Here is a 25,959-nt window from a genome sequence, read left to right on the forward strand (position 1 = left end):
GGAGCTATCGATTATGCTACTATGAGAGCAAACAAATAGAGACCGCCAAGGGAAGGATGTAGACAGCGTGATTGAACCTGTTGCATTAAATAAAGGAACGCCAGGCGAGCCTTGTCCGATTGAAGCTGCGCTGGATGTCATAGGAACTAAATGGACCTTCCTTATTATCCGCGATCTGCTGATCGAAGGGACATTACGCTTCAGCGATTTGCTGAAAGGAATGGAAGGCATCAGCCCCAAGACGCTGTCGCTCAGGCTGAAAGAGCTCGAAGCAAAAGGGATTATCGGGCGTAAGGTATATCCGGAGGTGCCGCCAAGAGTGGAGTACACATTAACGGAGAGGGGCAGGCAGCTAGAGGGGATTTTTATCGAATTGAAACGGTTTGGCCTTACACTAGCTGAAAAATAAATAATCCGCAGTCCTCGTCCTGGCACAATTCTTACTTTTCGGTAACTATATGAATAAAATAACACTACTTCCCAAACGGAATTATTGGCGTTATGCTGTGCTCATTGCAAGAGCAAAGCGCTCTTATCTTCAAATCGGGAGGAATCAAATATGCTGCTGAATCAAAGAATTGCCATTATCGGAGGAAGCTCGGGAATTGGATTGGAGACGGCGCGGCAGGCTATAGAGCAAGGGGCGGAAGTCATTATTGCAAGCCGTTCGGAGGCTAAGCTGCAGGCAGCTGTCGATCAATTGGGTCCTGCCGCATCCGCATATGTGCTGGATACAACAGTAGAGGAGCAGGTGAAGCTCTTTTTCGAGAGGATTGGGAATCTGGATCATCTCGTAGTCAGCGCGGCCGAAACCTCGGGCGGTGCTTTTCTTCAGACCGAGTCGGCTCGTTCCCGCGAGCTGTTCGAGAATAAATTCTGGGGACAATACTATGCAGCCAGATATGGCGCGCCTAAGCTTGCCGATGGAGGATCCATTACCTTATTTTCAGGAGTTGCAGCCTATAAAGCGATGGCCGGATCAGCCGCTTTAGGGGCGGTTAACGCAGCCGTCTCGAACCTGGGTCAGACGCTTGCGCTTGAGCTGGCCCCGATCAGGGTCAACGTGGTCTCTCCAGGAATTATCGATACTCCTTCTCGAAGCAAAATGCCGGAGGAAGCGCGGAATCAGCTGTATCATACGGTGGCCGGAAAGCTCCCGGCTAAGCGGGTCGGCTCTGCTTCGGATGTTGCTCAATGCGTGCTTTATCTGATCCAAAACTCGTTTGTTACCGGTACCGTCCAGCATGTGGACGGCGGGCATAGGCTCATCTAAGCGATTGGAATCATTTGGTTAATATTTGTAACATACTCGAAATGTAATGTTCATCTTTCTTTAATGAACATTGCCTATAATAGGACTCAACCCCCCTTTTAATAATATAAATACTTAGCCCCACAGCACGGTGCTGTGGGGCACTTTCTTTGTATGGAGTTACTTGATCTTGCTGACGATCTTCAGCACGGCGTCCCGCGTCAGCTTATTGCCGCCGACGGCAATCAGGTTAACGGTTGCATGGGCAAGCGACAAAGGGATTTGGCAGAAGCTGCGCGCAGGACCTTTTTTCAATTCCGCGAGATACTCATCCGCCTGCTTCAGGTTGCGCCGGGTGTAGCGCAGCATGTCCTTAAGATCCCAGCCATCCGGGAAGAAATCAACGCCACGCTCCATGTCCTCCGCCCGGTTTCGCATAATATTAACCGCTTGCAAGCCGCGGCCAAATGCAATCGCCTTTTCACGGTCGGTCTCCGTTCCGTCATACCAGCGCCAGATATCGGACAGCATTTCGCCTACCATGCCGGCAACGCTGTAGGTGTACTTATCCAGATCCTCTTCCGTCCGGATATTCCACGAGGTTCCAACCCAATCCGCCATCTGTTCAGCCATCATCGTAATGTAGTTGTATACGGTAGGGGCAAGGCCAGCCGGGCACAGCTGCGCCCATTCGGACATCCGCAACGTAACTTCCGGGAGCCTATCCCTGTGAGGCTGCCACACTTGATGAAGCGATTCCTCGATATTTTGCGATTTCATCGCTTGCGCTGCCCCAAGCAGCAGTTCTTTTTTGATCGGAGCCGGCAGCTTCTCATCGTCTTCTACCTCGTCAATTGCTCTCATGCACAGGTAGGCGGACGATACGGCCTCTTTTAACTCTGGTATCAGCTTGCTGATGGGAATATAAAAGGTCCGGCTTGTCAGCTTCAGCATCGTCATTGCGTCGTTCAACATCATGTTCGTAATGGGAATTCCCTCCATACCACGGTAAAATCTCACGAAAACTTTCTTATGTATCCATCATACTTTAACGCTTCCCCAAAAGTAAAATTTTCGACCCAATTCGACCGATATGAGGGTTAAAACGGGCTGATCATCGCCTGTCAGGGTACTTTCGCAGACGCCAAGTTTCTTCCCAAGGAGTCTTAACGATGCGCGGCATCGTTAAGAAGCCGATTCCACCTCGTTTACGGGTAAAATGGTTAATTTAGAGTGGCTTAACGATCTGCCGTATCGTTAAGCTCCTCGCTTCCGGCTTTCTCGACCGCCTTAACGATGTCGCACAGCGTTAAGCCTGCAACTCGCTCTAGCGTTCATGCCTTACGCTTCCCAAGGCGATAGTAACGAACGCGTTCGCCTTGGGAAGCCGACATCAGATACTGCTTATCTACCAGATCCAGCATCAGCTTCCGTGCAAACTGCGTGCTAATCCCCAATGCCTTGCTAACCTCCACCGGCGATACGGGATCTAGTCGATACGATACAATCCGAATAATCTCCCTTTGATGCAGCGTAATCTCCTGGCCTGCTCCTTGACTGTACAACTTCCCTAACAGCTGATCGAACATGCAAATCCTCCCCTGAAAATAAAACAACCGCCCCCTTCCGTCAAAAACGGAAAAGAGCGGTGTGCTTCACACGCTAGTTTCATTTAATTACATACCAAATTTTGTATTTATAATAGACACTTTAATTAGAACCGGATTAAGCGGTACTCCCCCTACACATCTCCTCTAATATTCTTCACCGAAGAGGCGATCTGGGCGTACAGCTTAGGATTGGAATGATAGCGGAACAGCTGGAACTGAGGCTTCGTGTTGGCCTCGAGCAGCCAGACGCGGTGCTCGGTATCGATCGCGATATCCAGGCCAAGCTCGGTAATGAGCGGAAAATGCTTTTTCATCCCGCTCGCAACCTTAAACGCCATCTCCCGAAGCTTCTTCTCCCATGGCTCGCATTCCTGCCTCGTAAGGCCAAGCGCCTGATGCAGCCGGATCGCTTTCCCCCCGCTGCTATGGTTCGTCACGAACCGGTTAGGCGCCGCCACCTTGCCCATAACGCCAAAGAACTTCCAGGTTTCGTCCCGCCGCAAATGCAGAAGGATACGAAAATCTATGGGGTTCCCGTCAATCTGAATCAGATCGATTCCCTGCTGCATAAGATACCGCTTCGTTCCGATCAACTGCTTCAGCTTGATGGCCGCGAATTTAGCGGATTGGAACGAATAGCGGCTGTCCTCCGTCCGAATGACGATTCGGCCATCCTTATAATAAACCTTCATGACACCCTGTCCCTTCATGCCAAGATCCGGCTTCACGAACAGGACGGGGTAACGGTCAATCATGCTGATAAAACCCTTTGGTGTAAATTGCTCCGTATCCGGCAAGTAATCACGGAGCTCTTCTTCACCCGACAGTGCTACATGCTTTAACCATTTTCGCCCCGGATATTTAATCATATAGCCTTTCATGGTGGAATCTCCTCCATTGATGTACAGCAGTTACATGTCCTTCTATATGAGGCTAATCGCTTGCTCCATACTATTCCTTCAAGCCTCAAAAAGTACCTTCAACGGACGTCTACCCCTTGAGGAATAGGCGTTTATCCCATGCCGGACAAATATCATGCTTCATATGATAATACACAGTTCCGACTACAGCTTAAGGCCACAGGACAGGAGAAACAAAGATGAGCGACATCTTAGGAATCATGAACCATCGGATCGGCCATGCGGGAAGCTTTGCTAGACATGCCAAATCAGCCCTCGCCGAGAAATTCAGCGGCATTCTCGTTTACACCCCTAAAGATGTGAACCTGACAACCCGAAGGATAACAGGCTATGTATATAAAGGCGGAACATGGAGCAGGCAGACAATGCCTCTTCCCCGGATGAACATGGATATCGGATTTTACAAAGGATCGCAAGTCGCCAGAGCCACTCTGGTCAAAAAGGCACCCTCTTTCCCGTTTACCGGCTACGGCATCGGTAACAAAATCCGGATCCAGAAGCATCTGCTTACTTCCCCCGTTCTGAAGCCGTATCTTCTGCCTACTGAACCGGTGAAGGATCCAAGCAGCTTTCTAGCCTTTGTGAAAAAACATAATAGCGTCATGCTAAAGCCGATTAACGGCTGGGGCGGCAGAGATATCGTACGCGTCACGCTCGAGCAAGGACAGTACAAGGTGCAGAAAAACGGCGAGCAAACGCGATTAATGAGCGCTCTTGGCATCCGTTCGTTAATTAGGCGCGCACTGAGCAAGGAACGTCAAATCATGCAGCAGTGGATTGATATCCGGAACAAGCAAGGAATTATTTACGACATTCGCGCGTTGATGCTGAAGCAAAGCGAAGGGAACTGGCAGACAACGGGGATTGCCGTGCGCGAGGCACAGCGCGGCCGGATTACGTCCAACCTGAAGAGCGGCGGCCATGCCTTTGAAGCAAGCTCCTATCTAAAAAAAGAGTTTGGCGACGAGAAAGGCGAAGCGCTCGCCAAATCCGTTCGCGAACTCGCGGAATATATTCCGGCGTTTACGGAAAAATCCTATGGCGCCCGCCTTTGCGAGCTTGGCATTGACCTCGCGGTAGATGTCCACGGCAAGCTGTGGCTGCTTGAGATCAACATCAAGCCCGGGAAAAAAATTATGCGGCAGCTATATGGACTCAAAGCTTGGGAGCAAAGCCTGCATACGCATTTTCAATATGCCCGCAGCCTGCTGTCAAAAACCTAATAAACGGAGATGAATCATGAGTACGGAAATAACGATAGCCGCAGTCGGGGATTTCCTGATGAAGACGCGTATTATCAACTCCTGCAAAGGGGAAAAAGGCTATTCCTTCGACCATCTGTTCGAACCGATCGCCCCTTATCTGCGTAATGCCGATCTGACGATTGGCAACCTGGAAACCGTATTTGCGGGTAAAACCTCCGAGGACGCTTACAGTGTTGTGAAACGGCATCCTCGTACGAACTGGCCTATGTTCAACTGCCCGGACGCTTTCGCCGATACCTTGAAAAATCTTGGCTTCGACTTTGTCTCGACAGCCAATAATCATTGCATGGACAACGGCATTAACGGTCTGAAGCGTACGCTCAGAATTTTGGATGCCAAAGGGATTGCCCATACCGGTACTTACCGGACGCAGAATGAAGCGCAGCATCTGGTCGTCAAAGAAGTCAAAGGCATCAAGATCGGCTTCCTTGCTTATACGAAAACCACAAATAAAATCCCGGTTCCTTCGGACCATAAATGGGCGGTTGACCTGATCAATCCGGCCAAAATGGTCTCCGACCTGAAACGGCTAAAAGCCAAAAACGTCGATCTGACTATCGTATGCCTGCATATGGGCAGAGAATACTCGAATTATCCGGTACAGAAGCAAAAGGATATGGTGCAATTATTATTCAAAAATGGCGCTGACATTATACTCGGTGCCCACTCGCATACCATTCAACCAGCCGTTTTCTATAAAAGCGGATCGGGTATCCGCAGATTCGCCATCTATTCCCTCGGCAATATTATTTCGACCCGCCTTTATTACAACGATCATACCTTAACCGGCCTTATCACTCAGCTCCAAGTGCGCAAGCTTGATGACGGCACCATTCGAATCAAGAAGGTCGACTTTATTCCAACCTGGACGCGGATTAGCAAAACGGGAGGCCGAAGCGCATTTAAGGTTTTCCCCCTTAGCGCCCATTTAAAAAAGCTCGATCCGTCCAGTGCCGAAGCCGTCCGCATGAAAAAAATGATCCACCATGTCCGTCAGCATATCGTAAAGGACTCTGACTCCGTCAACGCGGAAATCATTTAACCACAAAAAAATGCCGTACGGATCATTCCGTACGGCTTTTCCTTGTTCCTTTAAGCAATTAAATAAGATTTTGACATTTAGCTGAGGTTTGACGTTAAACGGAGAATTCGAATGTTTCTTGAAAAGCGTAGATTATGCTTCCGATGTAGCTTTCTTTCAGAAAGCTTTTAGCCCGCCTTTGTTCGGGGGATTTCTCCTCTACAAACTTATTGAAAAAATCCCCCGAACAACAGCGGTTGAAAGGAATATTTGAATGCGCAGTGTAAGTGTTAACTCACCTAATCAGCCAATCTAGTTAATTACGCGTCTCCCCACGATGAAACGCTGCTTGTAATAGCTCGAGTTAACATCCGAAATAATAACGTCTGCCGAAGGGCTTGCGTTGTGAATCATTTTGCCGTTGCCGATGTAGATGCCGACGTGGCCTACGTCTTTATGGTTTTTCGAACCGCTGTTCCAGAAGAACAGAAGATCGCCTTTTTTGAAGTTGCCGTAGCCTACTTTAGTTCCTACTTTAGCTTGCGCGTCGTCGTCGCGGCTAACGAGAGTAACGCCAACATTAGCAAGTTTATATACAAGCGCCGTGAAACCGGAGCAGTCTGTTGCGTAAGGGGCTTTTTTCTCTTGACGGTCTTGCCAATGCACGTAATTGACTTTACCTTTTAAGTTTAATGCAGTTTGAACAACCTTCGCTCTTTTCGCGTCCGAAGACATCGCTGCATCCGCTGTCGTATGAAGAAGCGCTGTTACCGGTAATGCGATAGCCACCAATAGCATCGCGATTTTTGTCATGAATTTCATTTGTTCTTCACTCCCTATCATCGTGATAGGGCTATTATAAATTGGCTCAGAACCCCAAGAACACCCGCAAAAATTGGCAACGAGCGGTAAATGAAAGCGTTAAGAATGCTGTAATCTAGGCGTTTCTTGGGTCTTAACCACTTTCTGAGAATCCTATGAGTCTATGATGAGTATTTTCTTACTTGTTGCGTGCTATCAACTATGCTATAATCCTGATTTTTCATTTTTCACATAGGATTAACGATAAAAGCCCGTTCTTCCATCAAGGAAGAACGGGCTTGGAAAAACTATCTCTTCTATTATAGTGCTTTCAAAGCATTTGCAATTTCAATACATAAATCCTCTGCCTGCGGCACAAAGCCCAGACGGTCGATAAAAGCATGCGTACATCCCTTGTACCGGATTGTCTTCACCGGAACGCCGGCGGCCGCAAGCTGCCTGCTGTATACTTCCGACTGAATGCGCAGCCCGTCAAATTCCGCACCAACGCACAACGTGCGCGGCAGATCTTTGCTGTCAGCCAGAAGCGGACTGACATAAGGATTACGTACGTCCTCTTCGCGAGGCAGATAAAGCTCCCATGCTTTTCTGACTTCCGGATCAGCCTCGGTAGGCCGTCCAATCCCCAGCATGGGATCAATCATAGCTCTTTGTTCATCCGCCATCTCGAACTGGGACAGCTCCCACTGATAACCGTTCACCCCGTTAAGGAAGGTAACGCACGGATAAATCAGCACCTGCTGGGCTACCATACGCGTACCTAAATCCCGGTCCTTGGCTGCTACGGCAGCCGACAGGTTGCCGCCGGCACTGTCGCCGCCTACGGCAATCCGGTTCCGGTCGATGCCGTAGTCCTCGGCATGCTCATAAATATATTGAACGGCATTAAAGCAGTCGTTAAACCCGTTAGGGAACTTATGCTCCGGAGCCAATGAATAGTCAATATTAAAGACAACGGCATCGGCCAGCTCGGCGATCAGCCGGCAAGGGTTCTCCACCGCAAACACGGTACCGCCGATCCAGCCGCCGCCGTGAATATAGATGAGACAAGGTTTGTTAGGCTTCCGCATCGATTTGCGCGGGTAATACCGCCATAGGCCAACCTCATTGTCGCCAAGCTTTACGCGTTCATAACCGGTGTAAATCTCCACCGTATTCAAATTACGGTTCGGAAATCCCATGGAATCTCGAATAAGCTGAAGCTGCTCCTCCGGCGACGGAGGCTGGGCTGGGGCAACCTTTTGTTCCCCGGCCCATTTCCTAATAAGCTGAAGCTCGTAGGGATCCAGATAACCGGCCCTTGTCTCTTCCGGATTAACCTTTACAATAACCTGCGTGCCGTTCAAGTTTGCTTCTTCCTGCTGAGCCTGCAGAGCGTTCACAATTTCCTGGCTGTATACTCTCATTAACAGAAGCCTCCCGGGATGTGAAATGCGATCCCTTCTTACTTCTCCTTTGGCTTATGAACATCCTTTATTTATTCTTTGCAGGCTGACCGGACGGCAGATAGACCATATGATCATCATGCTCCGACAGATCCTCCAGCCACGATGCTTCAGGAGGACAGTCCAGCATGATAAAACGGCCTTTTCCTTCTTCTTGATAGTGATGATATTTCACGTAGGCTTTGCCGCCTTCTATATCCAACAATTCAACCTTGCCATAATCATGAGCCATCAAAAGCCTGATCCGCTTCCCTAGCTCCGCGGTTAGTTCTTTTGCTTGCTGAACGATAGAGAACTGCGTTTGCAGAGACAGGCTAGACTCAGGATAAGAAGAATTAGGACGGTTAATGATAAAGGAATATGGTGAAACCCCAGCCTGGGACAGCTGATCAATCAGCTTGCCTAACAGAAGAGGATCATTATTAACGCCCTTGACAATAGGGGTTTGATTAAGAACGACAACTCCCGCCTGGTGAAGGGCATTAAAGGCTTTCTTCGCTTCGGCCGTTAATTCTCTCGGATGGTTAATCGTAGTCATCAAATAGATCCGCTTCTCCGGACTCGAGAACTGACTTAACATCTTTAATAATGCATGGTCCTCATAAATTCGCATTGGATTATGAACGGGCATTCTGGAATCCAATCTAATCGTGCCGATATGCTCGATATCCCGCAGCTGCTCGATAATACTAGTCAGCTTGGCAATACCTAACATCAGACTATCTCCCGTCAGCACAACCTTATGAATCTCATTATGTTCGGCAATGTAGGCAATTCCTTCCGCTGCCTGGGACACGGGGAGAAGAACCATCGATTGATAAATATGCTTGCAGCCGGCAGCTTCCCAAGTGAACTCCTGGATCCCGTGAGGCGCTTCCCCCGCGGCCGCAATCAGATGCTTGCGGATCGGATCCTTCGGATCATCCCAGTCAATCAGGTTTAAGTAATAATCATTGACGCGAAAATGCTTCTTAAGCCGTTCTCTTTCCGCCTCCGACAGACCTGCCGATCTACCGTTATCGGCCATTGGTTGTACCATCTCGCATCCCTCCAAAAGGTTATTAAAAGCATCACCTATGCCGGGAAGTCCATCCCACCTCCACGAAAAATGAAAAAAAAAGACCCCAGCAACACAGAGCATGATCATGGTCTGTGTGCATTTTGGGCCTTTAAAACAGAAAAAGACCCTTCAAGGGTCTATCGTTTGCAATGTTATTCGCAAAAGACCCATCTCAAAGCTGACGAGGTTAGCTGACGGACTCGGGATAGATGGTTCCCTACAGCCGATAACCGGCTGATTCGCCCCAAAAGATTGGTTTCCCCGCTTCTCGGCAACGCCGAGAACTAAGCTTATTGTAATTATCTCACAATTCTTAATATTGTCAACAATTAATCAATAAAAATCCCCGCCCAATTTCCGAAGGAAGGTTGGACGGGGTTATGTTATATCTCTGCGGTCACTTCTTATCCACTTGAAGAAGAAATAAGTGCTTAACCGAAAACGTATCCTTAATGGTTTCTTCCGAAATAACGTTCAGCTTGATGAGACCGGCGATTTTGGAGGTATCGGGCTTCGAGAGCAGCCGCCATACATCAGGATCGGGAAGAGCGGCAAACAGCTTGCTCTCATCAAATTCCTTGCGCTCTTGGGAAACAATCTTCAACTTGTAGCTGCCTACCTCCAGTTCGGAGAGCTCCAGCTCGGCGCAATGCTGCACGATTTCACCGCGCAGCTCGGATAATTCCTGCTCGATTTCCTTCTGCTTTTGCTTAAGCTGATAATAACGCTTGACTTTGTTATCCTCCACCTTACTCACGCTCCTCTTAATCATATGTATGATGGGGAGCGCGGAATTAGGACTGGATCTTGTCCCACTATTTAGTGACTAGTCCTCTCTTGCGATATGCCCAATGATTCGTTGGGCCATGTCCGCTGCCGACGATAATGCCGTCTTCAATGGCGGCTTGAATATAGGCTTTTGCCTGGCGAACGGCTTCTTCGATATCAAGCCCTTGAGCGAGACCCGCGGTGAGCGCAGCCGAATAGGTGCAGCCGGTGCCATGCGTACGCTCGGTAACGATTCGTTTCCCGGAGAGCTCGCTATAGCCGCTGCCGTCGTATAACAGATCCACCGCATCAGCTCCTGCTTCATGCCCGCCTTTAATGAGGACATAACGGGCGCCGAGGCTGGACAGCTTTTTCGCCGCCTCAAGCTTGTCGTTCTTGTTGCGGATGGCCATCCCGGTCAGGTGTTCGGCCTCCGGAATGTTTGGCGTAATAATCATCGTGAGCGGCAGCAGCTTGCGGCTTAAAGCCCGGACGGCCTCTACCTGCAGGAGCGATGCGCCGCCTTTTGCGATCATAACCGGGTCTACCACAACCTTCTTCCAGCCAAAGAAAGCAATCGCCTCGGCTACTTCCTCGATAATCTCGGCACTAAACAGCATGCCGGTCTTTAAAGCGTCAACGCCGATATCGCTGCCGACGGAGTGAATCTGCGCCTTTACCGCTTCCTTGGCGAGCGGGAATACGCCTTGCACGCCAAGCGTATTTTGCGCGGTAATCGCCGTCAGAGCGGACATCCCGTAGGCACCAAGCTCCTGGAACGTTTTCAAATCCGCCTGAATGCCTGCTCCGCCGCCGCTGTCCGAGCCGGCAATCGTCAAAGCCCGGGCTACATTGCCGTTTATGTATTCGTCCATTTTTATTTCACCCCGTTTATCGTTTAGTAGGAAAACCGTTCCGGCGCAAACGCCTGCAGCCTGCTGCCGTTATCGATATAATCGGCCACAACCTGTGCCGTAACCGGGCTGAGAAGAATACCGTTGCGGTAATGGCCCGCCGCCATAATGACGCGGCCGCCCGATTCCTGAACCGGTCCAAGCAATGGGAATCCATCCTGCGTGGAAGGCCTCAGGCCTGCCCAGCGGTGAAACGGCTCCTGCCCGGCGAGAAACGGGAACGCCTGCTTGTTCCACTTGCGCAGCCGCTCGATTCCCCGCTCCGTAACGGTTGTGTCAAAGCCCGCCACATCCTCGGAAGCCCCGCATACAAGCGTGCCGTTTTCTTTTGCAACCAAATAACCCTGATTGCAGAACACCATATGCTGCACCGGCTTTACTTCCGCTTCATAAGCGCAAATCTGACCGCGGATCGGGTACACCGGAATACGGATGCCGAATACATCCTCAAGCTCCCGTGCCCAGGCGCCGGAGCAGACGACCAGCCGGTCGCCGGTAAAGCTCCACCCCGTCTGGGCGGTAACAACGACATCCTCGCGCCACTTATCAACGGTTACCGAACCTAACTGCTCGAAGATTCGAACACCGGTCAGGCGGCATGCCTGCTCAAGCGCCAACACGTAATCCGGCGCATAGACATGGCTTTCCTCCGGCGTGTAGAGAGCGGCCTTCACCTCGTGGGACAACATCGGCTCTTGGCGGAACAGTTCTTCCCCTTCCAGCACAATGCCGCTTGATCCGTGCTCGTTCTGCCAGAGGCGACGCCCCTCCAGCGCCAGACGGTCCGCCTCGTGATAGGCAATATAGAGGCTGCCCGAATCGGTATATTCGAACGTACGGCCGGATATCTGCCGGACCTCGTCGCGCCAGGACGGATACAGCCGCAGGCTTTCCCGGCACAAACGGAAGAAATCATCCGGCCCTTCTACATTTTCCGAGTAGGGTGCGAGCATCCCGGCCGCAGCGCCGGAAGCCTGCCCGCCGCAGCGGCCAATCTCCAGGACAATAACCTGATGCCCGCGCTTCTGCAGCTCGAAAGCGCAGGAAAGCCCAACTACGCCTCCGCCCATAATGACAATCGTTTCTCCCATGGTTAGACCAGCTTTCTATTAAATAATCGGCCAGTTATTTCACAATAAACTGCTCATGACCGCTGCTTGCCGATGCGTAACGCTTCTTCGAGATCCGACCGGACAAATACGACAGACGGCCCGCTTCAATCGCGAGCCTCATCGCCCGCGCCATGCCAACCGGATCCTTCGCTTTGGCGACCGGCGTATTCATCAAAACGCCCGACACGCCAAGCTCCATCGCCTGCGCCACGTCGCTGACCGAGCCTAGGCCCGCGTCCACGATAATCGGCACCTTCGCTTCCTCCGCGATCAGGCCGATATTATACGGATTCAAAATACCAAGCCCCGTACCGATAGGCGCCGCTCCCGGCATAACGGCAGCCGCCCCCGCTTCCTCCAGCCTTTTGCACAGGATCGGATCATCGGAAGTGTAAGGAAGGACCGTAAAGCCTTCCTTTACGAGAATTTCCGTTGCCTTCAGCGTCTCCAGCGGATCGGGCAGCAGCGTACGCTCATTGGCGCTGATCTCGACCTTAATCCAATCGCTGAGTCCCGATGCCTTTGCCAACCGGGCAATGCGTACGGCTTCTTCGGCCGTGCTTGCGCCGGACGTATTCGGCAGGAATCGGAATCCTTCCCCTTCCACATGCTGCAGAATCGAGTCATCCTCGGTTGAAGCGAGGTTAATCCGGCGAATGGCAAAGGTCAGCACCTCCGCTCCCGATTCCCGGATCGCTTCCTTCTGCACGTAAGGGCTCGGGAATAATCCCGTCCCGATAAAAAACCGCGAGGTGAGCTCATGTCCCCCGATATGCCATACATCCTTTTTCATCCTACGCTCAGCCTCCCCCTACAAAATGAACCAGCTCTATTTTCATCTGCGGCCTTACTTCCGTCTCCGGCCACTGTTCCTTCGCAATAATCTCGCCATCCGCTTCAACGACCACCGGACGCCCTTCCAGCCCAAAATGAAGAATGACATCCCCGATCGTGCGGGCATCCAGCTCTTGGGACTCGCCATTAACGATCAGCAGCATGCGACTCTCCCGCTCCTTCCAGCTTGCGGAGGAACGCCTGGCAGGTGCCCGCGACATCGGAGCTTCCGACAATCTCGCTCACCGCGCAAATTCTTGTTGCTCCCGCCGCAAGTACTTCATCCACGTTGCCCAGCTTAATTCCGCCAATCGCGACAAAAGGAATATTAACCTTTTCCGCTACCTGCCGGACGTATGCCACCGTTACCGGATCAACGACATCCACCTTCGTCTTCGTCGGGAATACCGGCCCAACGCCGATATAGTCGGCGCCTTGCTCTTCGGCAAGCAATGCTTCTTCAATCGCATGCGTGGAAATGCCGATGATTTTATCTCCGACGCGTTGTCTTGCTTCCGTGAGCGAAACGTCGTTTTGCCCGAGATGGACGCCGTCGGCGTCTACTTCCAGCGCGATATCGATATAATCGTTGACGATAAACGTAACGCCGTATTTACGCGTAAGTTCCCGCAGCGCTTTCGCCTTGCGCAGCACTTCTTCCGGGCTGCCGTCCTTATCCCGCAGCTGAATAATATCCACGCCGCCTTTGATTGCTTCCTCCATCACTTCCAGCATGTCGCGGCCGGGATGGAATTGCTCTCCCGTGATCGCATACAGACGAAAATCCTTCATCCAGCTCTCATCTCCTCTATGATCAATATCCGATATATCTCGCGTACAGCGTCTTAGCGCGGACAAGGTCCTCCGTCCCCTGCACAAGCACCCTGCCGTCAGGGAACAGCACCAGCCGCTCTCCTTCCGGCAGCTCGGCTTTAAGCAGGTAAGCGTTAAGCTCTACCTTCACCGCAGCCGGCTCCAGCCGTTTGCGCCATTGCTCCAGATCCAGAGGTCCATGTCCGCTGATCTGAACCGTGCTTCGGCCGCATAAGGACACCGTTGAATCCTTTTCCGTCACCTGAAGTGCCGGATATTCCTTCAACTGGCAGCAAGGGCAGTCTGTCTTCGCCTCTCCGAGCTTCATTTCGTAGTAATAGTTGCTCCACAAATCGAAGGTAACCAGGCTATTCCGCCTGGCCTGATCCGCTTCAACCAAATATTTAAGCGCTTCTACCGCCTGATAGGAAGCGACAATATCAACAACGGGCGCGATAACGCCAATCGTATCGCAGGTTTGGCCGCCGCTGTCCGCCGAAGGGAGGAAGCAGCGCAGGCAAGGCGTCCTGCCCGGAACCAGAATCGCGCTCATGCCTCGAGAACTGACCGCACCGCCGTAGGTAAACGGAATGCCCTTGCTGAAGCACGCGTCATTGAGCAAAAACCGGGTCTGGAAGTTATCCGTTCCGTCCAGCACCAAATCCATGCCGTCCAGCAGCTCATCAATGTTATGGACGGTCACATCCGCCACAACCGCCTCGATCCGCACATCCGAATTGATCCGGCGGAGCTTGCGTTCCGCGGCAATCGCCTTCGGGTAGCCCTCGCGCACATCATCCTCGTCATACAGCATCTGGCGCTGCAGATTGCTTTTCTCCACATAGTCCCGGTCCACAATGCGGACCCGTCCGACACCGGCGCGAACCATATGATTCGCCAGCACGGTGCCAAGCGCTCCCATTCCGATCACGCATACCGAGCTTTCGCTCAGCTTCTGCTGACCTTGCTCGCCGATTGGCGCAAACAGCATTTGCCTTGAATATCTCTCCAGTCTCTCATCCATCTGCCAAACCTCCTAAAAAGAATTGTCACACAAACGGGCTCTTTATGGCCGTTGTGGCGATTCTTGCTTCGAAAGCATTCGCTTAAAGAATTGTCACACAAACGGGCTCTTTAAGGCCGTTGTGGCGATTCTTGCTTCGAAAGCATTCGCTTAAAGAATTGTCACACAAACGGGCTTTTTAAGGCCGTTGTGGCGATTCTTGCTTCGAAAGCATTCGCTTAAAGAATTGTCACACAAACGGGCTCTTTAAGGCCGTTGTGGCGATTCTTGCTTCGAAAGCATCAACCAATATTGCCTACAAGTTGCGGAAAGCATCCGCCGCCTTCACCGGCTTCTTGATCTGACCATGCTCCGTCAGCCAATTAATAATGTTATTCCAGGACTCCTCGGATTGGCTGGCAAAAGGCTCTTCGCCCGCATCCATCAGCGGCAGCAATATGCTTAAGCTTTGCTTCTCGATATCCGCATCCAGCGGGAAGTCGGTGCTTTGCTTATCCAGCAGCAGCTTCAGCGCTTCATCCGGATGGCTTGCGGTATATTCCTGGCCTTTCGCTGCAGCGGCGAGGAACCGTTTAATGGCACCGCCTTTGCTGCCGAGCTCTTTCTCGCTTGCCGTAAGCACCAGCTCGTAATAATCCGGAACGCCGTAATCCGCCGGGTTAAACGAAATCAGCTTCTCGCCTTCCTTCTCGAGCAGCAGCTTCTCGTGATTGATATAGCCGCCGATAATGCCATCGACGCGGTTTGTTGTCATCGCCGGAATCAGATCCCAGCCGATATCGACATAATTTAATTTCGACGGATCGCCCCCATCCGCCTTCACCATCGTATTAACCATAGCTTCATCCAGCGGTAAGGAAGGATAGCCGATTTTTTTGCCTTCCAGGTCCTTCGGGGTTTTAATCCCCGCCCCTTCCGATACAAAAAGCTGATTAAGCGGATGGCGGACAATCGCACCAACCGATACGACCGGAATATCCTCCGAGCGGGCAACGGCTATCTGAGTCTGGTAGCTAAGCGCCAGATCGGCTTTGCCCGTAGCGACCAGCTTCAGCGCGTCGTTCGTATCGGCAGGCGTCTGGAGCTTGACCTTAAGCCCTTCTTCTTCAAAATACCCTTGTTCCTCCGCCGCGTACAAAAACGTATGCACCGCATTCGGATACCAGTCCAGCAGCACCGTTAACTCCTCTGTTTGCCGTGCAGCTGAGCCGGCCTCTTTGCTGTCGTCCTTCTTAGAAGAGCACGCCGTCAGCAATAAAGCAAATACCAATCCTAAAGCTAAACCTGATTTCATGAATCGATTATTAGTCCTGAACATAAGAATGATCTCTCCCTAAAAAGAATTACCTTTAATAGATCTGACTCCAGCCATACTGGCGATTCTCGCTACTCAAGCATGTTCTAAACACGCCTGTGCCCAAGCACCAGTCTCTCTATGATTTGCGCGGCAATAAACAATGCAATTCCCATCAGCGACAAGAGGAGCACGCCGGCGAACACATCATCGCCGCGCAGCATATTCGCTGCCCGTTTCGTATAGACGCCAAGCCCGGACTCTCCGCCCAGCCATTCGCCAAGCGTGGCCCCGCCGACACTGATGGCGGCAGCCATTTTTAGTCCGGTGAAGAAGGATGGCAGCGCGGAAGGAATCTTCCATTTCAGAAACAGCTGCGCTTTGCCCGCTCCCATTGAACGGAGCAGCTCCCCGATCTCGCGGTCCGCCACGCGGAATCCGTCCGCCGTATTGACCGCAACCGGGAAGAAGGTGAACAGAATAACAACCGAGATTTTGCTTCCGATCTCATAGCCAAACCACATGACCATAATGGGCGACAACGCGATAATCGGAATCGTCTGCGAAGCTACGATCAACGGATAAATCGTCTTGCGCGCAAGGCTGGAGCTGTCAATCCAAATGGCGGACAACACGCCAAACACGACCGAGAAAGCCAGACCAAGCAGAGCCTCCCATAGCGTCAGGGCAAAATGCTTGCCCAGCAGCGCTGCGTGATTTAGAAGCGCGGCAAAAACATCCGACAGCCGAGGAATGATATAAGCCGGAACATCAAATACGCGAGTCCCAAGCTCCCAGCATCCGGCCAGCAGCAGGATAAACAGAAGGATTGGAAGCTTATCCTTAAACAGCTTCATCAGCCCGCGCCTCCTTCCTGATTGGAAGTGATCCGGCCAAGCTGCCGGAGTAGCAGGCGCTTCAAATTGGCAAAACGTTCATCAAGCGTTGTCTCATAGGTTCGCGGACGCGGCAAGTCAACCGCAAGCGGCTCAAGTTGCGTAATTGGTCTCGACGCCGCAACAAGCACCTGATCCGAGAGCAACAAAGCCTCGTCGATATCATGCGTGATGAACAGGATCGTCTTCCGATGCTTCTCCCACACCTGCAGCAGCCATTGCTGCATGCTGATCCGCGTCATCGCATCCAGTGCGCTGAACGGTTCATCAAGGAGCATCAGCTCTCCGCCGGCAAGCAAGGAGCGGAGGAACGACACCCGCTGACGCATACCGCCCGACAGCTCATGCGGATATTTCGATTCCGTACCCGCCAGCCCAAGCTCAGGCAGCATCTCGAGCACCCTACGCCTTGCTTCGCGCTTAGGCATGCCGGCAAGCTCGAGGCCGACAGCTGCGTTATCCTGCACCGTGCGCCAAGGCATCAGGCAGTCTCGCTGCGGCATATAGCCGATGGTGCTTCGCTGACCGGGAACGGCACCCGCTGCCGCAATCGTTCCGGATTCGGGCTGGAGAAGACCGGCGAGCAGACGGAACAGGGTTGTTTTGCCCATGCCGCTTGCAGCTACGATACTGACGAATTGCCCCTTGGGCACTTCCAGATCAAGTCCGTCGAAGAGCGGCTCCTCGCCTTCAAACCGGTATGTCAGCCCTTTAACAGTCAAGCCCGCCGAAACCGTTAAGCCCTCTTCCCGAGCCCTCTTTACGGTAATCTGCTGCTTGTTCACACCGGCCACTCTTCCTCTCGGTAGGCCATATCCCAGAACATATATTCAAGCTTGGAAGCCATGATGAAATGCTGCTCGAGCTTCGCCAGCTCCGGCTCCGGCAAAGCTTCCGCCAGTTCATCCATGATGCCGATGCACCAGTTGGTCAGCTCGCCAAACTCCTCGGAGCTGTACATCAAAATCCAGTCCCGGTAGAGAGGATGATCAAGCGCGCCGGGCGCTTCAGCGAACAGGACGCCAATCTCCCGGTAGCTCCACATGCAAGGAAGTACAGCCGCCGCAACCTCGGCGATTGAGCCATGCGCGGCAACGTCAAGCAGATATTTGGTATAAGCGATTGTGGTAGGTGATGGTTCCGTTCTCTCCAGCTCTTCCGTTGTCACGCCGAATCGCTCGGCGTATTGCCGGTGCAGTCCCATTTCCACGTTCAGAACGGAATGGCATAGCTCGGAGAATTTCCCCATCGTATGGAGGTCGTTAGCCTTAATGCTGCCGTAAGCGAACATTTTGGCATAATCGATTAAGTAGACGTAGTCTTGCTTGAGGTAAAAGATAAACTTCGCGGGATCCAGTGTCCCTGCCTTCAGCTCCTCGAGAAAAGGATGACGGTGACTCTGTTCCCAGATCCCCTTCGAGCTCTCGTACAATCTCCCGGTGAATTCCCCGGTTTTTATCGTTTTCGTTTGCATTGCTTTCTGCCACTCCTTTGCTTTAGTAACCATAGGTAACTAACGAGGGGGCGCTAGAACAACAGAAAAAACCATCCGCGAATATACGAATGGCTGTAATTCGATCGGTTCTCTACGCCAGCATTACCTGGTTCAGATTAACGGTCAGGCAAACAAGTTGCCTATCTCAGCCGGACTTTATCCAGCACCCGCACGCATTATGCAATTACACTCACTATAACGGATCTGTGAATATTAGGCAATAACCTATTATTCGCCGGCTCCGCCCTTGCCTTCAGCCGTTTCCTTCTTCTCCGCGCCAGCCTTAGGCCCTTTGCTGAATACACGCTTCGCGCTCTTCTTCTTTTCGGCCTTATCCCAACGGCTCCAGCCCTTCTTGCCGGTTCCTTGTCCGATGCCGCTCTTTTTTGCTTTAACCAATCTGTACAGCTCCCTTGTCCTCTAATACGGTGTATTGTACCAATAGCAGGGCGGTAATAGCAATGTTTAAGCTTAAGCCTCCGGCTCAATCCCGCAAACGCCGTAAAAGAACAAGTGGAGAAATTCCTCGAAGAATTGCTCGCCTTTCCCGCTTTGCTGCGCCTCTTCCAGCAGCTTTTGGGATTGCGCGACAAACATGTTCACGTAAGTCAGGATCATCTGCGTCGATACCTTGTCCGAGATTTGCCCCCGCTGCTTGCACTCCTCGATAAAAGCATGCATAAGCGGCATAGCTCTCCGCTGCGTCACCTCGTCGATATAATCCGCAAACGCCGGATCGCCGCTCATCATCTGCTGAATGAATTCCGGAGTGAAGCGGCGGAATGCTTCTGTATCGGCCTTAACCACGTATTCCACGAACTGCTGAAACGTTGGACCGCGGCTCATGAACATTTCGAAATCGTCAACATGCTCCGTAACGTAATGCTTGAAGGCTTCCCGAATGAGAATCTCTTTGCTGCCAAAATAGTTATAGATCGTCACCTGCGACACCCCTGCTTCGGCAGCGATGTCGGCAATGCGGATATATTTAGGCTCACAGCCCTGAAGCATCGCGAGGACCGCGTCCCTGATCTTTGCTTTAAGCTGCTCGGCTCTTTTTTCAAATCCGTTCATGTTACCCTCCGGCTCTCCAATAAGTATGAACTAATGAAATTATAGCACATAAATATTTCATAACCCCATTGACTTCTCTTTTAGCCGAGCCTATCATAATGATGAAATATAGAGATATTAATATTTCATAACTTTTCGAAAGAAGGTGCGGTCAGCATGCTGGTCGTAGACGGTTTAACGAAGCTTTTTCCGGGCGGCAAAGGGATTACCGATGTGTCCTTTACCGTGAAGCAAGGAGAGGTATTTGGCTTTCTTGGTCCTAACGGCGCCGGGAAATCCACAACGATCCGCCATATTATGGGCTTCATGAAGCCCGACCGCGGTAGCGCGTCGATTAAAGGACTGGATACATGGAAGCAGCAAGGGACCGTACAGAGGCTGGTCGGCTATTTGCCGGGGGAGATCGCTTTTATCGAAGGAATGACGGGCAAGGAGTTTCTAGCGTTTCTGGCCCGCATGCAACGGGTGGACAGCGCGGCGCGGCGCAAGGAGCTGATCGAACGGCTTCAGTTCGACGTCTCCACCCCGATCCGCAAAATGTCCAAAGGGATGAAGCAAAAGGTCGGCATCGTTGCGGCTTTTATGCATAGACCGGAGCTGATCATTCTGGATGAGCCGACTTCCGGCTTGGATCCGCTAATGCAGCAGTTGTTCATCGAGCTTGTGCTTGAGGAGAAAGCCCGCGGCACCACCTTCCTCATGTCCTCCCACAGCTTTCCGGAAATTGAGCGGACCTGCGACCGCGCCGCGATTATAAAGGACGGCGTTATCGTCGCCACCAACAATATTCACGAGCTGCAGTCGATGCAGCGGAAGCTGGTTGCGATCGTGTTCGAGCATCCGGAGGATGCCGAGGCTTTCGCGCAGAGCGGCCGCGTGCCGGTGGAATCCCGTGACGGAAGACGGGTTACCGTTGCCGTGCAGGGGAATTATAACGAGCTGATTCATGAAGCCGCGAAATATAAGGTGCGCAGCCTGGATATTACGGCGCAAAATCTCGAGGACGTCTTTATGCAGTACTACGACCGGAACATGGACAAGGGGGCGGCGGCGTTATGAACTTCCCGCTTTTCAAGCAAATGATGAAGATACACCTGAAAGGCATGAGCAATTATGCGTTTGGCTCAGCCTTCTACATTTTGCTTATGTTCTGGCTGTATCCCGGCATTGCCGACAATACGGGGGCTTTAAATGAATTGATTAAATCGATGCCGGAAGGGGTTGTTAGCGCCTTTAATATCCAAGGCGGCTTTGGCAGCATGGAGGCTTTTATTTCCGGCGAATATTACGGACTTATCCTCCCGCTTCTGCTCTCGATCTTCAGCATCATGCTGTCGACCGGTCTTATGGCCCGCATGGTGGATCAGGGATCGATGTCTTATCTGTTGTCTACGCCAACGACCCGCCGGCAGGTTGCCTTAACCCAGGCAGGCGTGCTGTCCACGGGGCTTCTGATTATTATGCTTGTCACAACAGGTGCCGGACTCCTCGGCTACGTATGGTTAATCGGAAATAAGTTCGAATTCAACGGAGCCCGTTACTTGGAGATGAACGCTGTTGCTTGGATGCTGTTTATCGCGGCCAGCGGCATTAGCTTCCTGATCTCTTCCATAATGAACGATGAGAAAAAGGCGCTTGGCACCTCCGGATTTATCGTTATCGGCATGTTCGCGCTCGATATGCTTGGCAAAATCAGCGACAGCGTGGAATGGCTCCGGTACATCTCGATCTTCGCGCTGTACCGGCCAAGCGATATAGCCGCCGGCAGCGGCGATCCGCTGCTCTCCTCGCTGATGCTGCTGGCGATTGGCCTTGCCTGCTTCGCTGCTGGTATTATCTCCTTCAGTAAGAGGGATCTTCCGCTATGACGGGAACCGGTGGCCCGCGGCGGCGTGGCAAGATGCGGAGCTAGTCAGCGGGGACGCATCCGGCCACCTCGCCTGCGGCACTCAACCCCGTCGGGTACTCACGTGCCTTCCGTCAATTGCGCCGTTAAGGTCCCTAAAGGACCTTAACGGCTTTCTTTTTGTCATTGCAAGTCAGCTTAAGGTCCCTGAGGGATCTTAAGTGTACAAACATTGGCGTTTTATTTGCCATTTCAAGCATAACGTTAATCCTTAAGGTCACTAAGGGACCTTAAGGACTTCAATTTTCACCTTACGGAGCCGCTTAAGGCCCCTTAGGGATCTTATCTGGTTAGCTCTCTAACACACCTTAAGCCACCTCACCCTTAACACCGTCGGTATCCCACTAAACCTAAGCAAATAAGACCCTCGCGGGGTCTTATGATCACCAATATTACTCGGACTTCGCACGTTAAGACCCTGCCAGGGTCTTATCCCAACGCCGCACGCCAGCAACATGCACATCCCCGACTTACCTATGCAAATAAGACCCTGCCAGGGTCTTACGATCACCAATATTACTCGGATTTCGCCCGATAAGACCCTGCCAGGGTCTTATCCCAACGCCGTACAAAAAAAGCCGTCCCTGCTGCCCAAAGGCACAGAAGGGACGGCTTTTTCATTAGGTTTATACAGCTTCCAGACTATCCAGAATCTCGCTTAGGCTAAGCTCGGCGCAAGCCATGGACGTATCGGCAGCTCCGTAATACATACGGATACGATCGCCGTCTACCAGCGCGCCGCAAGAGAACACTACTCCGCCGAAGAAGCCATTCTGCTCATAGTCGGCCTCCGGCTCCATAACCGGCTTGCCGGAACGGGCAATAACCTTGGACGGGTCGTTCAGGTCCAGCAGCACCGCGCCCATGCAATAGCGGTTATCTTTGGTCGCGCCATGGTACAGCTCAAGCCAGCCTTTGTCCGTCTTGATCGGCACAGCGCCGCCGCCAAGACGGCCGCTGTCCCACATGCCATCGCGCAGCCCGATTAAGTGGCGGTGATTGCCCCAGTAGAGCAGGTTGTCGGACTCCGCAATCCACATCTCCGGACGTCCGCAGCTCTTTGTCGTTGGACGGTGCAGCGCGTAATACTTGCCGTTCACGCGTTCCGGGAAGATCAGCACGTCTTTGTTATCCGGACCAAAGATCATCCCGTGATGAGTCACGCTCTCGAAATCCTTCGTCGACACAAGCGATTCACCGATGCCAACCGGCGAAACCGCCGAGAAGTAAATATAATAGGTATCCCCGATCTGCGTAATGCGGGGGTCCTCGATCCCAAACGTCTCAAGCGATTGGGACGGATACACAAACGGCTTATCGTTGATGGTAAAATGCCGGCCGTCTTTGCTTCGCGCAATACGAAGGTAAGACAAGGAAGTCAGGTATTCAAACGACGGCGCATGCTCCTTCCGTACGATAACGCGCGGATCGGAGAAATCGTAATCCTCGTCGTCCAAGCGGACCGGGAACAAGTCCAGCTCGCCCCGTTCCACGTTATAGACCGGCGCCAGCACGACATTCGGGTCCGGGCTGATAGGCCGTTCAGCAACGCGGAGCAGCATGATAACCTCCCCGTTATATTCCGCGATTCCGGCGTTAAACGCGCCGATAACTTCAAAATCGGGACGGTGCGGTTTAACGTCCGCGGGCGTAACCAATGGATTCTGTTCATATCTATAGATGTTCATAAGATGAGTCCTTTCTTTCGTTCATTGCTTGACCGGCCTTATTCGGCCGGGTAATTATGATTAACCGAAATTACAAACCGGCAAAAGGGTCGTTGATGGTCAACATCTGCGCATCGGCATCGCTGATACCGGCATACAACAAGGCGCTGCCGTCCTCCCGTCTCACCAGGCCGCCGCTAAAGACAACATCCTGCAGGTCCGGCCGCTTGGACGGTCCAGGCAGGAACCGGTTGCGCTCGGCGATCATCTTCATATCGGTAAAAGAAGCATTCCCCGGATCAAATACGAAGGCCATCGGATAATAATGACGGTCTCCGGCTTCGTCGAAGCAGGCCGTATGGCCAAGCACGCCGATTCGGCCGTCGTTCAGCAAATGAGCTTCATTGGCACCGCCCCATTCGCCTTCCGCGAATTGCCCTTCAAGGAGCGGCGCGTCGTCGATAACATTCGTCGTCAGGGCATCCAGCGAAGCAACCCGCGCAAAACCGATTTTGCCGCGGCCTCCCTTCTCGCCCTGCGGGCGGGTGAAGACCCCAATGCTGCCGCTTTGAAGCTCGACAAGACGGATATCCTTCATTCCGTCAGGTCCTTTGAAGAAGGGCTTCAAATCGCGAATGCCGCTGCCGCGGTAAAAGACCGTACGCCACATAAGCGCGTCCTCCCGTTCCGGATGCGGATAGATCTCGACGCCTCCAAGCACCAGTTCCCCGCCAATTCGGCAATGGAACGGATCCTGAAGCGCCAGCACGGGAGCGTCTTCTACGGGAAGCCACTTGCCGCCTTGCTCGGAGAAGAAGACGACGTCGGAATGCTCGCTGTCCCTCGATTCCACGCGTCCCGGAATGATATAGAGCCCGCCATCTTGGATTGGAGCGGCGATATTGTATACGTCTTTATCGCCTACGCCTTCGAAGACGATACGCGACGGGCTGTCAGCCCGGGCTCCGGAGGCACGGTAGGCTTCGAGAAGCTCGGTGCAGGCCAGCGGCCTGCGGGCAATTGGTTCTTGAACGGTCATGGTTCGTTTCCCCCAATGTTGATGTTATTTCAGGCTGAACTGCATGCCTTCTTGGAACTTCTTGCTGAATATCAGGAACATCACGATAATCGGCAGCGTCAGGATGGTTGAAGCCGCGTACAGAGGACCCGGATAAGACCCATACGGCCCAAACATCTGGGACAATAACACGTTCAGCGTCAGCATGGAGTCGCTCTTGACCGCAATCATATCCCATAGCAGCTCCGTCCACCGTTCCATAAGCAGGAACAGGAAGATGACGGTCGTGATCGATTTCGACATCGGCAGCATGATTCGGAACATGATTTTCAGATCGGACGCTCCGTCCAGCTTGGCCGCTTCGATGAAGACTGTCGGCACCGCCTTGAAGAAGTTCGTGTACATAAAAATCGCCCATAAACTGACGGCCTTCGGGATGATAAGCCCCAAATACGTATCGTACAAGCCCACACGCTGAATAATCAGAAACGACGGCACGAGCAGAATGATAGCCGGGAAGAACATATGAAACAGAACAAAGTTATTGATCGCGTTCCGGCCGAAGAAATTCAGCTTCGACAGCGCGTAAGCAACCATGATGCCGAAGAACATCATAAGCGCCGTTGAAGCGATCGAGACGAAGATACTGTTAAAAAAGGCGTTTATCCAAGGCCGTGTAATACCGGTCTCGCCGCCATTGAAGAGCCAATCGTACGACTTGGTCGTAAATCGGGTAGGAAAGAGCTGCTTGTCGATCTGCGTCCAATCCGCGAAGGAGCTGAGCACCATATACAGGTATGGATACACCATAATGAGCAGGAGCACGGCCGCGATTCCGTATCGAACAGCTCTTCTCGTACCGCTGTGCTTTTTAGACCCAACCATTGCGCTTCCCCCACATCTCCAGAATTTTGCGGATAACGAAGATCGAAATAAACGTCGCCACCGAAGCCAGCAGCGCTACCGCGGATGCGTAACCAACCTGCATGTTCTGGAACGCCTGCTTGAAAATTTCCATCTGCCAGGTGTTCGTCGCATGTCCCGGTCCGCCGCCAGTCAGCTGATACACCTCCGTGAAAATGCCAAAGGTAACGCCAAACGCCAGAATAAGCGTCGTATACAGCGAAGGATAGAGCAGCGGAAGCGTAATGCGCCAGAAACGCTGGCTGTCCTTCACGCCGTCAATCGCAGCTGCCTCATACACTTCCTTATCTATGCTTTCAAGGCCTGAAGTAATAATAAGCGCGTAATAGCCCGTAAATTTCCATGCAAGAATCGCGCCTACCACGCAAAGCGCCGAGAACGGTGAACCAAGCCAGTTGATATCCAGCCCGATGCCGCGCAAAGAGACGTTTACGGGGCTCGTATAGGAAAGCAAGCCTTTTACGATCAGAGCGCTAACGACGCCGGAACTCAGGTAAGGCAGGAAGAAGCCGATCAGGAACAGACTTTTGAACCGGTTCAGTCCGTGTACAAGCACTGCCACTGCCACCGCCAATACGGTAACGAGCGGAACAAAAATCATCATGAACTTATACGTATTCCAAAAAGCCGCATGCACGCTTGAATCCTGCAAAGCGTCCATAAAGTTGGCGAAGCCAACGAAATTAAACGTCGGGGCGATCAAGTCCCAGTCCGTGATGGACAGGAAAAACGACCAGATCAGCGGTCCGAAAAAGAAGATTAAGGAATAGATGAGATAAGGGCTGGTAAATAACCAGCCCAACTTGTTATTGCGTTGGTCCATGA

General features: G+C 52.2%; 29 protein-coding genes and 2 riboswitches. Of the genes, 6 read left to right on the plus strand and 23 right to left on the minus strand.

What is annotated here, in order from left to right:
* Nucleotides 1–67 precede the first annotated feature (67 nt).
* Together PJDR2_RS27060 and PJDR2_RS27065 are read left to right on the plus strand one after the other, a co-directional pair.
* Nucleotides 68–409, plus strand: coding sequence for a winged helix-turn-helix transcriptional regulator (locus PJDR2_RS27060; protein WP_015846935.1), 342 nt, complete (start codon nucleotides 68–70; stop codon nucleotides 407–409).
* 150 nt (nucleotides 410–559) lie between these two features.
* Nucleotides 560–1,273, plus strand: a complete 714-nt coding sequence (locus PJDR2_RS27065; RefSeq protein ID WP_015846936.1) for an SDR family oxidoreductase — start codon at nucleotides 560–562, stop codon at nucleotides 1,271–1,273.
* Between the two features lie 159 nt (nucleotides 1,274–1,432).
* On the opposite strand, the gene PJDR2_RS27070 is transcribed toward PJDR2_RS27065, so the two are convergent.
* The 3 genes from PJDR2_RS27070 to PJDR2_RS27080 form a co-directional block, all read right to left on the minus strand.
* Nucleotides 1,433–2,254 (minus strand): squalene/phytoene synthase family protein, encoded by an 822-nt coding sequence (locus tag PJDR2_RS27070; RefSeq protein ID WP_015846937.1) that lies wholly within the window; start codon nucleotides 2,252–2,254, stop codon nucleotides 1,433–1,435.
* Between the two features lie 332 nt (nucleotides 2,255–2,586).
* On the minus strand, nucleotides 2,587–2,841 hold the full coding sequence (locus PJDR2_RS27075) for a hypothetical protein (protein WP_015846938.1): 255 nt from the start codon (nucleotides 2,839–2,841) through the stop codon (nucleotides 2,587–2,589).
* Between the two features lie 152 nt (nucleotides 2,842–2,993).
* Entirely contained in the window at nucleotides 2,994–3,743 is a 750-nt protein-coding gene (locus PJDR2_RS27080; RefSeq protein ID WP_015846939.1) for a YheC/YheD family protein, read from the minus strand.
* A gap of 218 nt (nucleotides 3,744–3,961) precedes the next feature.
* Between PJDR2_RS27080 and PJDR2_RS27085 the strand changes: the two genes are divergently transcribed.
* Nucleotides 3,962–5,005, plus strand: a complete 1,044-nt coding sequence (locus PJDR2_RS27085) for a YheC/YheD family protein (RefSeq protein ID WP_015846940.1) — start codon at nucleotides 3,962–3,964, stop codon at nucleotides 5,003–5,005.
* Between the two features lie 16 nt (nucleotides 5,006–5,021).
* Nucleotides 5,022–6,089 (plus strand): CapA family protein, encoded by a 1,068-nt coding sequence (locus tag PJDR2_RS27090; RefSeq protein ID WP_015846941.1) that lies wholly within the window; start codon nucleotides 5,022–5,024, stop codon nucleotides 6,087–6,089.
* A 291-nt stretch (nucleotides 6,090–6,380) separates the two neighbouring features.
* On the opposite strand, the gene PJDR2_RS32170 is transcribed toward PJDR2_RS27090, so the two are convergent.
* From PJDR2_RS32170 to PJDR2_RS27165, 16 genes are all read right to left on the minus strand, one after another.
* A complete protein-coding gene (locus tag PJDR2_RS32170; protein WP_049790085.1) occupies nucleotides 6,381–6,890 on the minus strand; it encodes a C40 family peptidase in 510 nt (169 codons plus the stop codon).
* 299 nt (nucleotides 6,891–7,189) lie between these two features.
* Nucleotides 7,190–8,296, minus strand: a complete 1,107-nt coding sequence (locus PJDR2_RS27100) for an alpha/beta hydrolase (RefSeq protein ID WP_015846943.1) — start codon at nucleotides 8,294–8,296, stop codon at nucleotides 7,190–7,192.
* Nucleotides 8,297–8,363: 67 nt separating this feature from the next.
* Nucleotides 8,364–9,374, minus strand: a complete 1,011-nt coding sequence (locus PJDR2_RS27105; protein WP_015846944.1) for a hypothetical protein — start codon at nucleotides 9,372–9,374, stop codon at nucleotides 8,364–8,366.
* A 183-nt stretch (nucleotides 9,375–9,557) separates the two neighbouring features.
* Nucleotides 9,558–9,696: riboswitch (cyclic di-AMP (ydaO/yuaA leader) on the minus strand.
* Nucleotides 9,697–9,792: 96 nt separating this feature from the next.
* The gene (locus PJDR2_RS27110) at nucleotides 9,793–10,143 is read right to left on the minus strand and encodes a hypothetical protein (RefSeq protein ID WP_015846945.1); all 351 of its coding nucleotides are present in this window, start codon (nucleotides 10,141–10,143) and stop codon (nucleotides 9,793–9,795) included.
* Nucleotides 10,144–10,210: 67 nt separating this feature from the next.
* A complete protein-coding gene (gene thiD / locus PJDR2_RS27115) occupies nucleotides 10,211–11,038 on the minus strand; it encodes a bifunctional hydroxymethylpyrimidine kinase/phosphomethylpyrimidine kinase (RefSeq protein ID WP_015846946.1) in 828 nt (275 codons plus the stop codon).
* 23 nt (nucleotides 11,039–11,061) lie between these two features.
* A complete protein-coding gene (thiO, locus tag PJDR2_RS27120) occupies nucleotides 11,062–12,168 on the minus strand; it encodes a glycine oxidase ThiO (RefSeq protein WP_015846947.1) in 1,107 nt (368 codons plus the stop codon).
* A 34-nt stretch (nucleotides 12,169–12,202) separates the two neighbouring features.
* Nucleotides 12,203–12,982, minus strand: coding sequence for a thiazole synthase (locus PJDR2_RS27125; RefSeq protein ID WP_015846948.1), 780 nt, complete (start codon nucleotides 12,980–12,982; stop codon nucleotides 12,203–12,205).
* 7 nt (nucleotides 12,983–12,989) lie between these two features.
* Nucleotides 12,990–13,187 (minus strand): sulfur carrier protein ThiS, encoded by a 198-nt coding sequence (gene thiS / locus PJDR2_RS27130; protein WP_015846949.1) that lies wholly within the window; start codon nucleotides 13,185–13,187, stop codon nucleotides 12,990–12,992.
* On the minus strand, nucleotides 13,171–13,815 hold the full coding sequence (gene thiE / locus PJDR2_RS27135) for a thiamine phosphate synthase (RefSeq protein WP_015846950.1): 645 nt from the start codon (nucleotides 13,813–13,815) through the stop codon (nucleotides 13,171–13,173). Before thiE ends, thiS begins: the two co-directional genes overlap by 17 nt.
* A 22-nt stretch (nucleotides 13,816–13,837) precedes the next feature.
* Nucleotides 13,838–14,860: a thiazole biosynthesis adenylyltransferase ThiF gene (locus tag PJDR2_RS27140; RefSeq protein ID WP_015846951.1), complete on the minus strand. Its 1,023-nt coding sequence runs from the start codon at nucleotides 14,858–14,860 to the stop codon at nucleotides 13,838–13,840.
* Nucleotides 14,861–15,155: 295 nt separating this feature from the next.
* Nucleotides 15,156–16,178 carry an ABC transporter substrate-binding protein gene (locus PJDR2_RS27145; protein ID WP_265525084.1) on the minus strand — a complete coding sequence of 341 codons (1,023 nt, stop codon included), beginning with the start codon at nucleotides 16,176–16,178 and terminating at the stop codon, nucleotides 15,156–15,158.
* An 83-nt stretch (nucleotides 16,179–16,261) separates the two neighbouring features.
* A complete protein-coding gene (locus PJDR2_RS27150) occupies nucleotides 16,262–17,011 on the minus strand; it encodes an ABC transporter permease (protein ID WP_015846953.1) in 750 nt (249 codons plus the stop codon).
* Nucleotides 17,011–17,835, minus strand: coding sequence for an ABC transporter ATP-binding protein (locus PJDR2_RS27155; RefSeq protein WP_015846954.1), 825 nt, complete (start codon nucleotides 17,833–17,835; stop codon nucleotides 17,011–17,013). The genes PJDR2_RS27150 and PJDR2_RS27155 overlap by 1 nt, the downstream gene beginning before the upstream one ends.
* On the minus strand, nucleotides 17,832–18,524 hold the full coding sequence (gene tenA / locus PJDR2_RS27160; RefSeq protein WP_015846955.1) for a thiaminase II: 693 nt from the start codon (nucleotides 18,522–18,524) through the stop codon (nucleotides 17,832–17,834). The genes PJDR2_RS27155 and tenA overlap by 4 nt, the downstream gene beginning before the upstream one ends.
* Before the next feature lie 92 nt (nucleotides 18,525–18,616).
* A riboswitch (TPP riboswitch) is annotated at nucleotides 18,617–18,726 on the minus strand.
* A 47-nt stretch (nucleotides 18,727–18,773) separates the two neighbouring features.
* On the minus strand, nucleotides 18,774–18,944 hold the full coding sequence (locus PJDR2_RS32610; RefSeq protein WP_015846956.1) for a DUF3934 domain-containing protein: 171 nt from the start codon (nucleotides 18,942–18,944) through the stop codon (nucleotides 18,774–18,776).
* 72 nt (nucleotides 18,945–19,016) lie between these two features.
* Nucleotides 19,017–19,619, minus strand: coding sequence for a TetR/AcrR family transcriptional regulator (locus PJDR2_RS27165; protein ID WP_015846957.1), 603 nt, complete (start codon nucleotides 19,617–19,619; stop codon nucleotides 19,017–19,019).
* A gap of 156 nt (nucleotides 19,620–19,775) precedes the next feature.
* Between PJDR2_RS27165 and PJDR2_RS27170 the strand changes: the two genes are divergently transcribed.
* Nucleotides 19,776–20,678 (plus strand): ABC transporter ATP-binding protein, encoded by a 903-nt coding sequence (locus PJDR2_RS27170; protein WP_015846958.1) that lies wholly within the window; start codon nucleotides 19,776–19,778, stop codon nucleotides 20,676–20,678.
* Nucleotides 20,675–21,487, plus strand: a complete 813-nt coding sequence (locus PJDR2_RS27175) for an ABC transporter permease subunit (RefSeq protein ID WP_015846959.1) — start codon at nucleotides 20,675–20,677, stop codon at nucleotides 21,485–21,487. Before PJDR2_RS27170 ends, PJDR2_RS27175 begins: the two co-directional genes overlap by 4 nt.
* Nucleotides 21,488–22,151: 664 nt before the next feature.
* On the opposite strand, the gene PJDR2_RS27180 is transcribed toward PJDR2_RS27175, so the two are convergent.
* The 4 genes from PJDR2_RS27180 to PJDR2_RS27195 all read right to left on the minus strand — a co-directional run bounded on the left by PJDR2_RS27180 (nucleotide 22,152) and on the right by PJDR2_RS27195 (nucleotide 25,957).
* The gene (locus PJDR2_RS27180; protein WP_015846960.1) at nucleotides 22,152–23,213 is read right to left on the minus strand and encodes a glycoside hydrolase family 130 protein; all 1,062 of its coding nucleotides are present in this window, start codon (nucleotides 23,211–23,213) and stop codon (nucleotides 22,152–22,154) included.
* 70 nt (nucleotides 23,214–23,283) lie between these two features.
* Nucleotides 23,284–24,231 carry an MTP-1 family protein gene (locus tag PJDR2_RS27185; RefSeq protein WP_015846961.1) on the minus strand — a complete coding sequence of 316 codons (948 nt, stop codon included), beginning with the start codon at nucleotides 24,229–24,231 and terminating at the stop codon, nucleotides 23,284–23,286.
* Between the two features lie 24 nt (nucleotides 24,232–24,255).
* On the minus strand, nucleotides 24,256–25,095 hold the full coding sequence (locus tag PJDR2_RS27190) for a carbohydrate ABC transporter permease (RefSeq protein WP_015846962.1): 840 nt from the start codon (nucleotides 25,093–25,095) through the stop codon (nucleotides 24,256–24,258).
* A complete protein-coding gene (locus PJDR2_RS27195; protein ID WP_015846963.1) occupies nucleotides 25,082–25,957 on the minus strand; it encodes a carbohydrate ABC transporter permease in 876 nt (291 codons plus the stop codon). Before PJDR2_RS27195 ends, PJDR2_RS27190 begins: the two co-directional genes overlap by 14 nt.
* Nucleotides 25,958–25,959: the final 2 nt, after the last annotated feature.

Origin of the sequence: Paenibacillus sp. JDR-2 (assembly GCF_000023585.1) — a bacterium.
Taxonomy (GTDB): domain Bacteria; phylum Bacillota; class Bacilli; order Paenibacillales; family Paenibacillaceae; genus Pristimantibacillus.

What these genes read in the sequence shown, in the direction of transcription:
- PJDR2_RS27090 (WP_015846941.1), top strand. Translation starts at nt 5,022, where the DNA reads ATGAGTACGGAAATAACGATAGCCGCAGTCGGGGATTTCCTGATGAAG.
- PJDR2_RS27080 (WP_015846939.1), bottom strand. Translation starts at nt 3,743, where the DNA reads ATGAAAGGCTATATGATTAAATATCCGGGGCGAAAATGGTTAAAGCAT.
- PJDR2_RS27145 (WP_265525084.1), bottom strand. Translation starts at nt 16,178, where the DNA reads ATGTTCAGGACTAATAATCGATTCATGAAATCAGGTTTAGCTTTAGGA.
- PJDR2_RS32170 (WP_049790085.1), bottom strand. Translation starts at nt 6,890, where the DNA reads ATGAAATTCATGACAAAAATCGCGATGCTATTGGTGGCTATCGCATTA.
- PJDR2_RS27150 (WP_015846953.1), bottom strand. Translation starts at nt 17,011, where the DNA reads ATGAAGCTGTTTAAGGATAAGCTTCCAATCCTTCTGTTTATCCTGCTG.
- PJDR2_RS27175 (WP_015846959.1), top strand. Translation starts at nt 20,675, where the DNA reads ATGAACTTCCCGCTTTTCAAGCAAATGATGAAGATACACCTGAAAGGC.
- PJDR2_RS27125 (WP_015846948.1), bottom strand. Translation starts at nt 12,982, where the DNA reads ATGAAAAAGGATGTATGGCATATCGGGGGACATGAGCTCACCTCGCGG.
- PJDR2_RS27190 (WP_015846962.1), bottom strand. Translation starts at nt 25,095, where the DNA reads ATGGTTGGGTCTAAAAAGCACAGCGGTACGAGAAGAGCTGTTCGATAC.
- thiD (WP_015846946.1), bottom strand. Translation starts at nt 11,038, where the DNA reads ATGGACGAATACATAAACGGCAATGTAGCCCGGGCTTTGACGATTGCC.
- PJDR2_RS27140 (WP_015846951.1), bottom strand. Translation starts at nt 14,860, where the DNA reads ATGGATGAGAGACTGGAGAGATATTCAAGGCAAATGCTGTTTGCGCCA.
- PJDR2_RS27165 (WP_015846957.1), bottom strand. Translation starts at nt 19,619, where the DNA reads ATGAACGGATTTGAAAAAAGAGCCGAGCAGCTTAAAGCAAAGATCAGG.
- thiO (WP_015846947.1), bottom strand. Translation starts at nt 12,168, where the DNA reads ATGGGAGAAACGATTGTCATTATGGGCGGAGGCGTAGTTGGGCTTTCC.
- PJDR2_RS27085 (WP_015846940.1), top strand. Translation starts at nt 3,962, where the DNA reads ATGAGCGACATCTTAGGAATCATGAACCATCGGATCGGCCATGCGGGA.
- PJDR2_RS27195 (WP_015846963.1), bottom strand. Translation starts at nt 25,957, where the DNA reads ATGGACCAACGCAATAACAAGTTGGGCTGGTTATTTACCAGCCCTTAT.
- PJDR2_RS27180 (WP_015846960.1), bottom strand. Translation starts at nt 23,213, where the DNA reads ATGAACATCTATAGATATGAACAGAATCCATTGGTTACGCCCGCGGAC.
- PJDR2_RS27065 (WP_015846936.1), top strand. Translation starts at nt 560, where the DNA reads ATGCTGCTGAATCAAAGAATTGCCATTATCGGAGGAAGCTCGGGAATT.
- tenA (WP_015846955.1), bottom strand. Translation starts at nt 18,524, where the DNA reads ATGCAAACGAAAACGATAAAAACCGGGGAATTCACCGGGAGATTGTAC.
- PJDR2_RS27170 (WP_015846958.1), top strand. Translation starts at nt 19,776, where the DNA reads ATGCTGGTCGTAGACGGTTTAACGAAGCTTTTTCCGGGCGGCAAAGGG.
- PJDR2_RS27105 (WP_015846944.1), bottom strand. Translation starts at nt 9,374, where the DNA reads ATGGTACAACCAATGGCCGATAACGGTAGATCGGCAGGTCTGTCGGAG.
- PJDR2_RS27075 (WP_015846938.1), bottom strand. Translation starts at nt 2,841, where the DNA reads ATGTTCGATCAGCTGTTAGGGAAGTTGTACAGTCAAGGAGCAGGCCAG.
- thiS (WP_015846949.1), bottom strand. Translation starts at nt 13,187, where the DNA reads ATGCTGCTGATCGTTAATGGCGAGTCCCAAGAGCTGGATGCCCGCACG.
- PJDR2_RS27070 (WP_015846937.1), bottom strand. Translation starts at nt 2,254, where the DNA reads ATGGAGGGAATTCCCATTACGAACATGATGTTGAACGACGCAATGACG.
- thiE (WP_015846950.1), bottom strand. Translation starts at nt 13,815, where the DNA reads ATGAAGGATTTTCGTCTGTATGCGATCACGGGAGAGCAATTCCATCCC.
- PJDR2_RS27185 (WP_015846961.1), bottom strand. Translation starts at nt 24,231, where the DNA reads ATGACCGTTCAAGAACCAATTGCCCGCAGGCCGCTGGCCTGCACCGAG.
- PJDR2_RS27100 (WP_015846943.1), bottom strand. Translation starts at nt 8,296, where the DNA reads ATGAGAGTATACAGCCAGGAAATTGTGAACGCTCTGCAGGCTCAGCAG.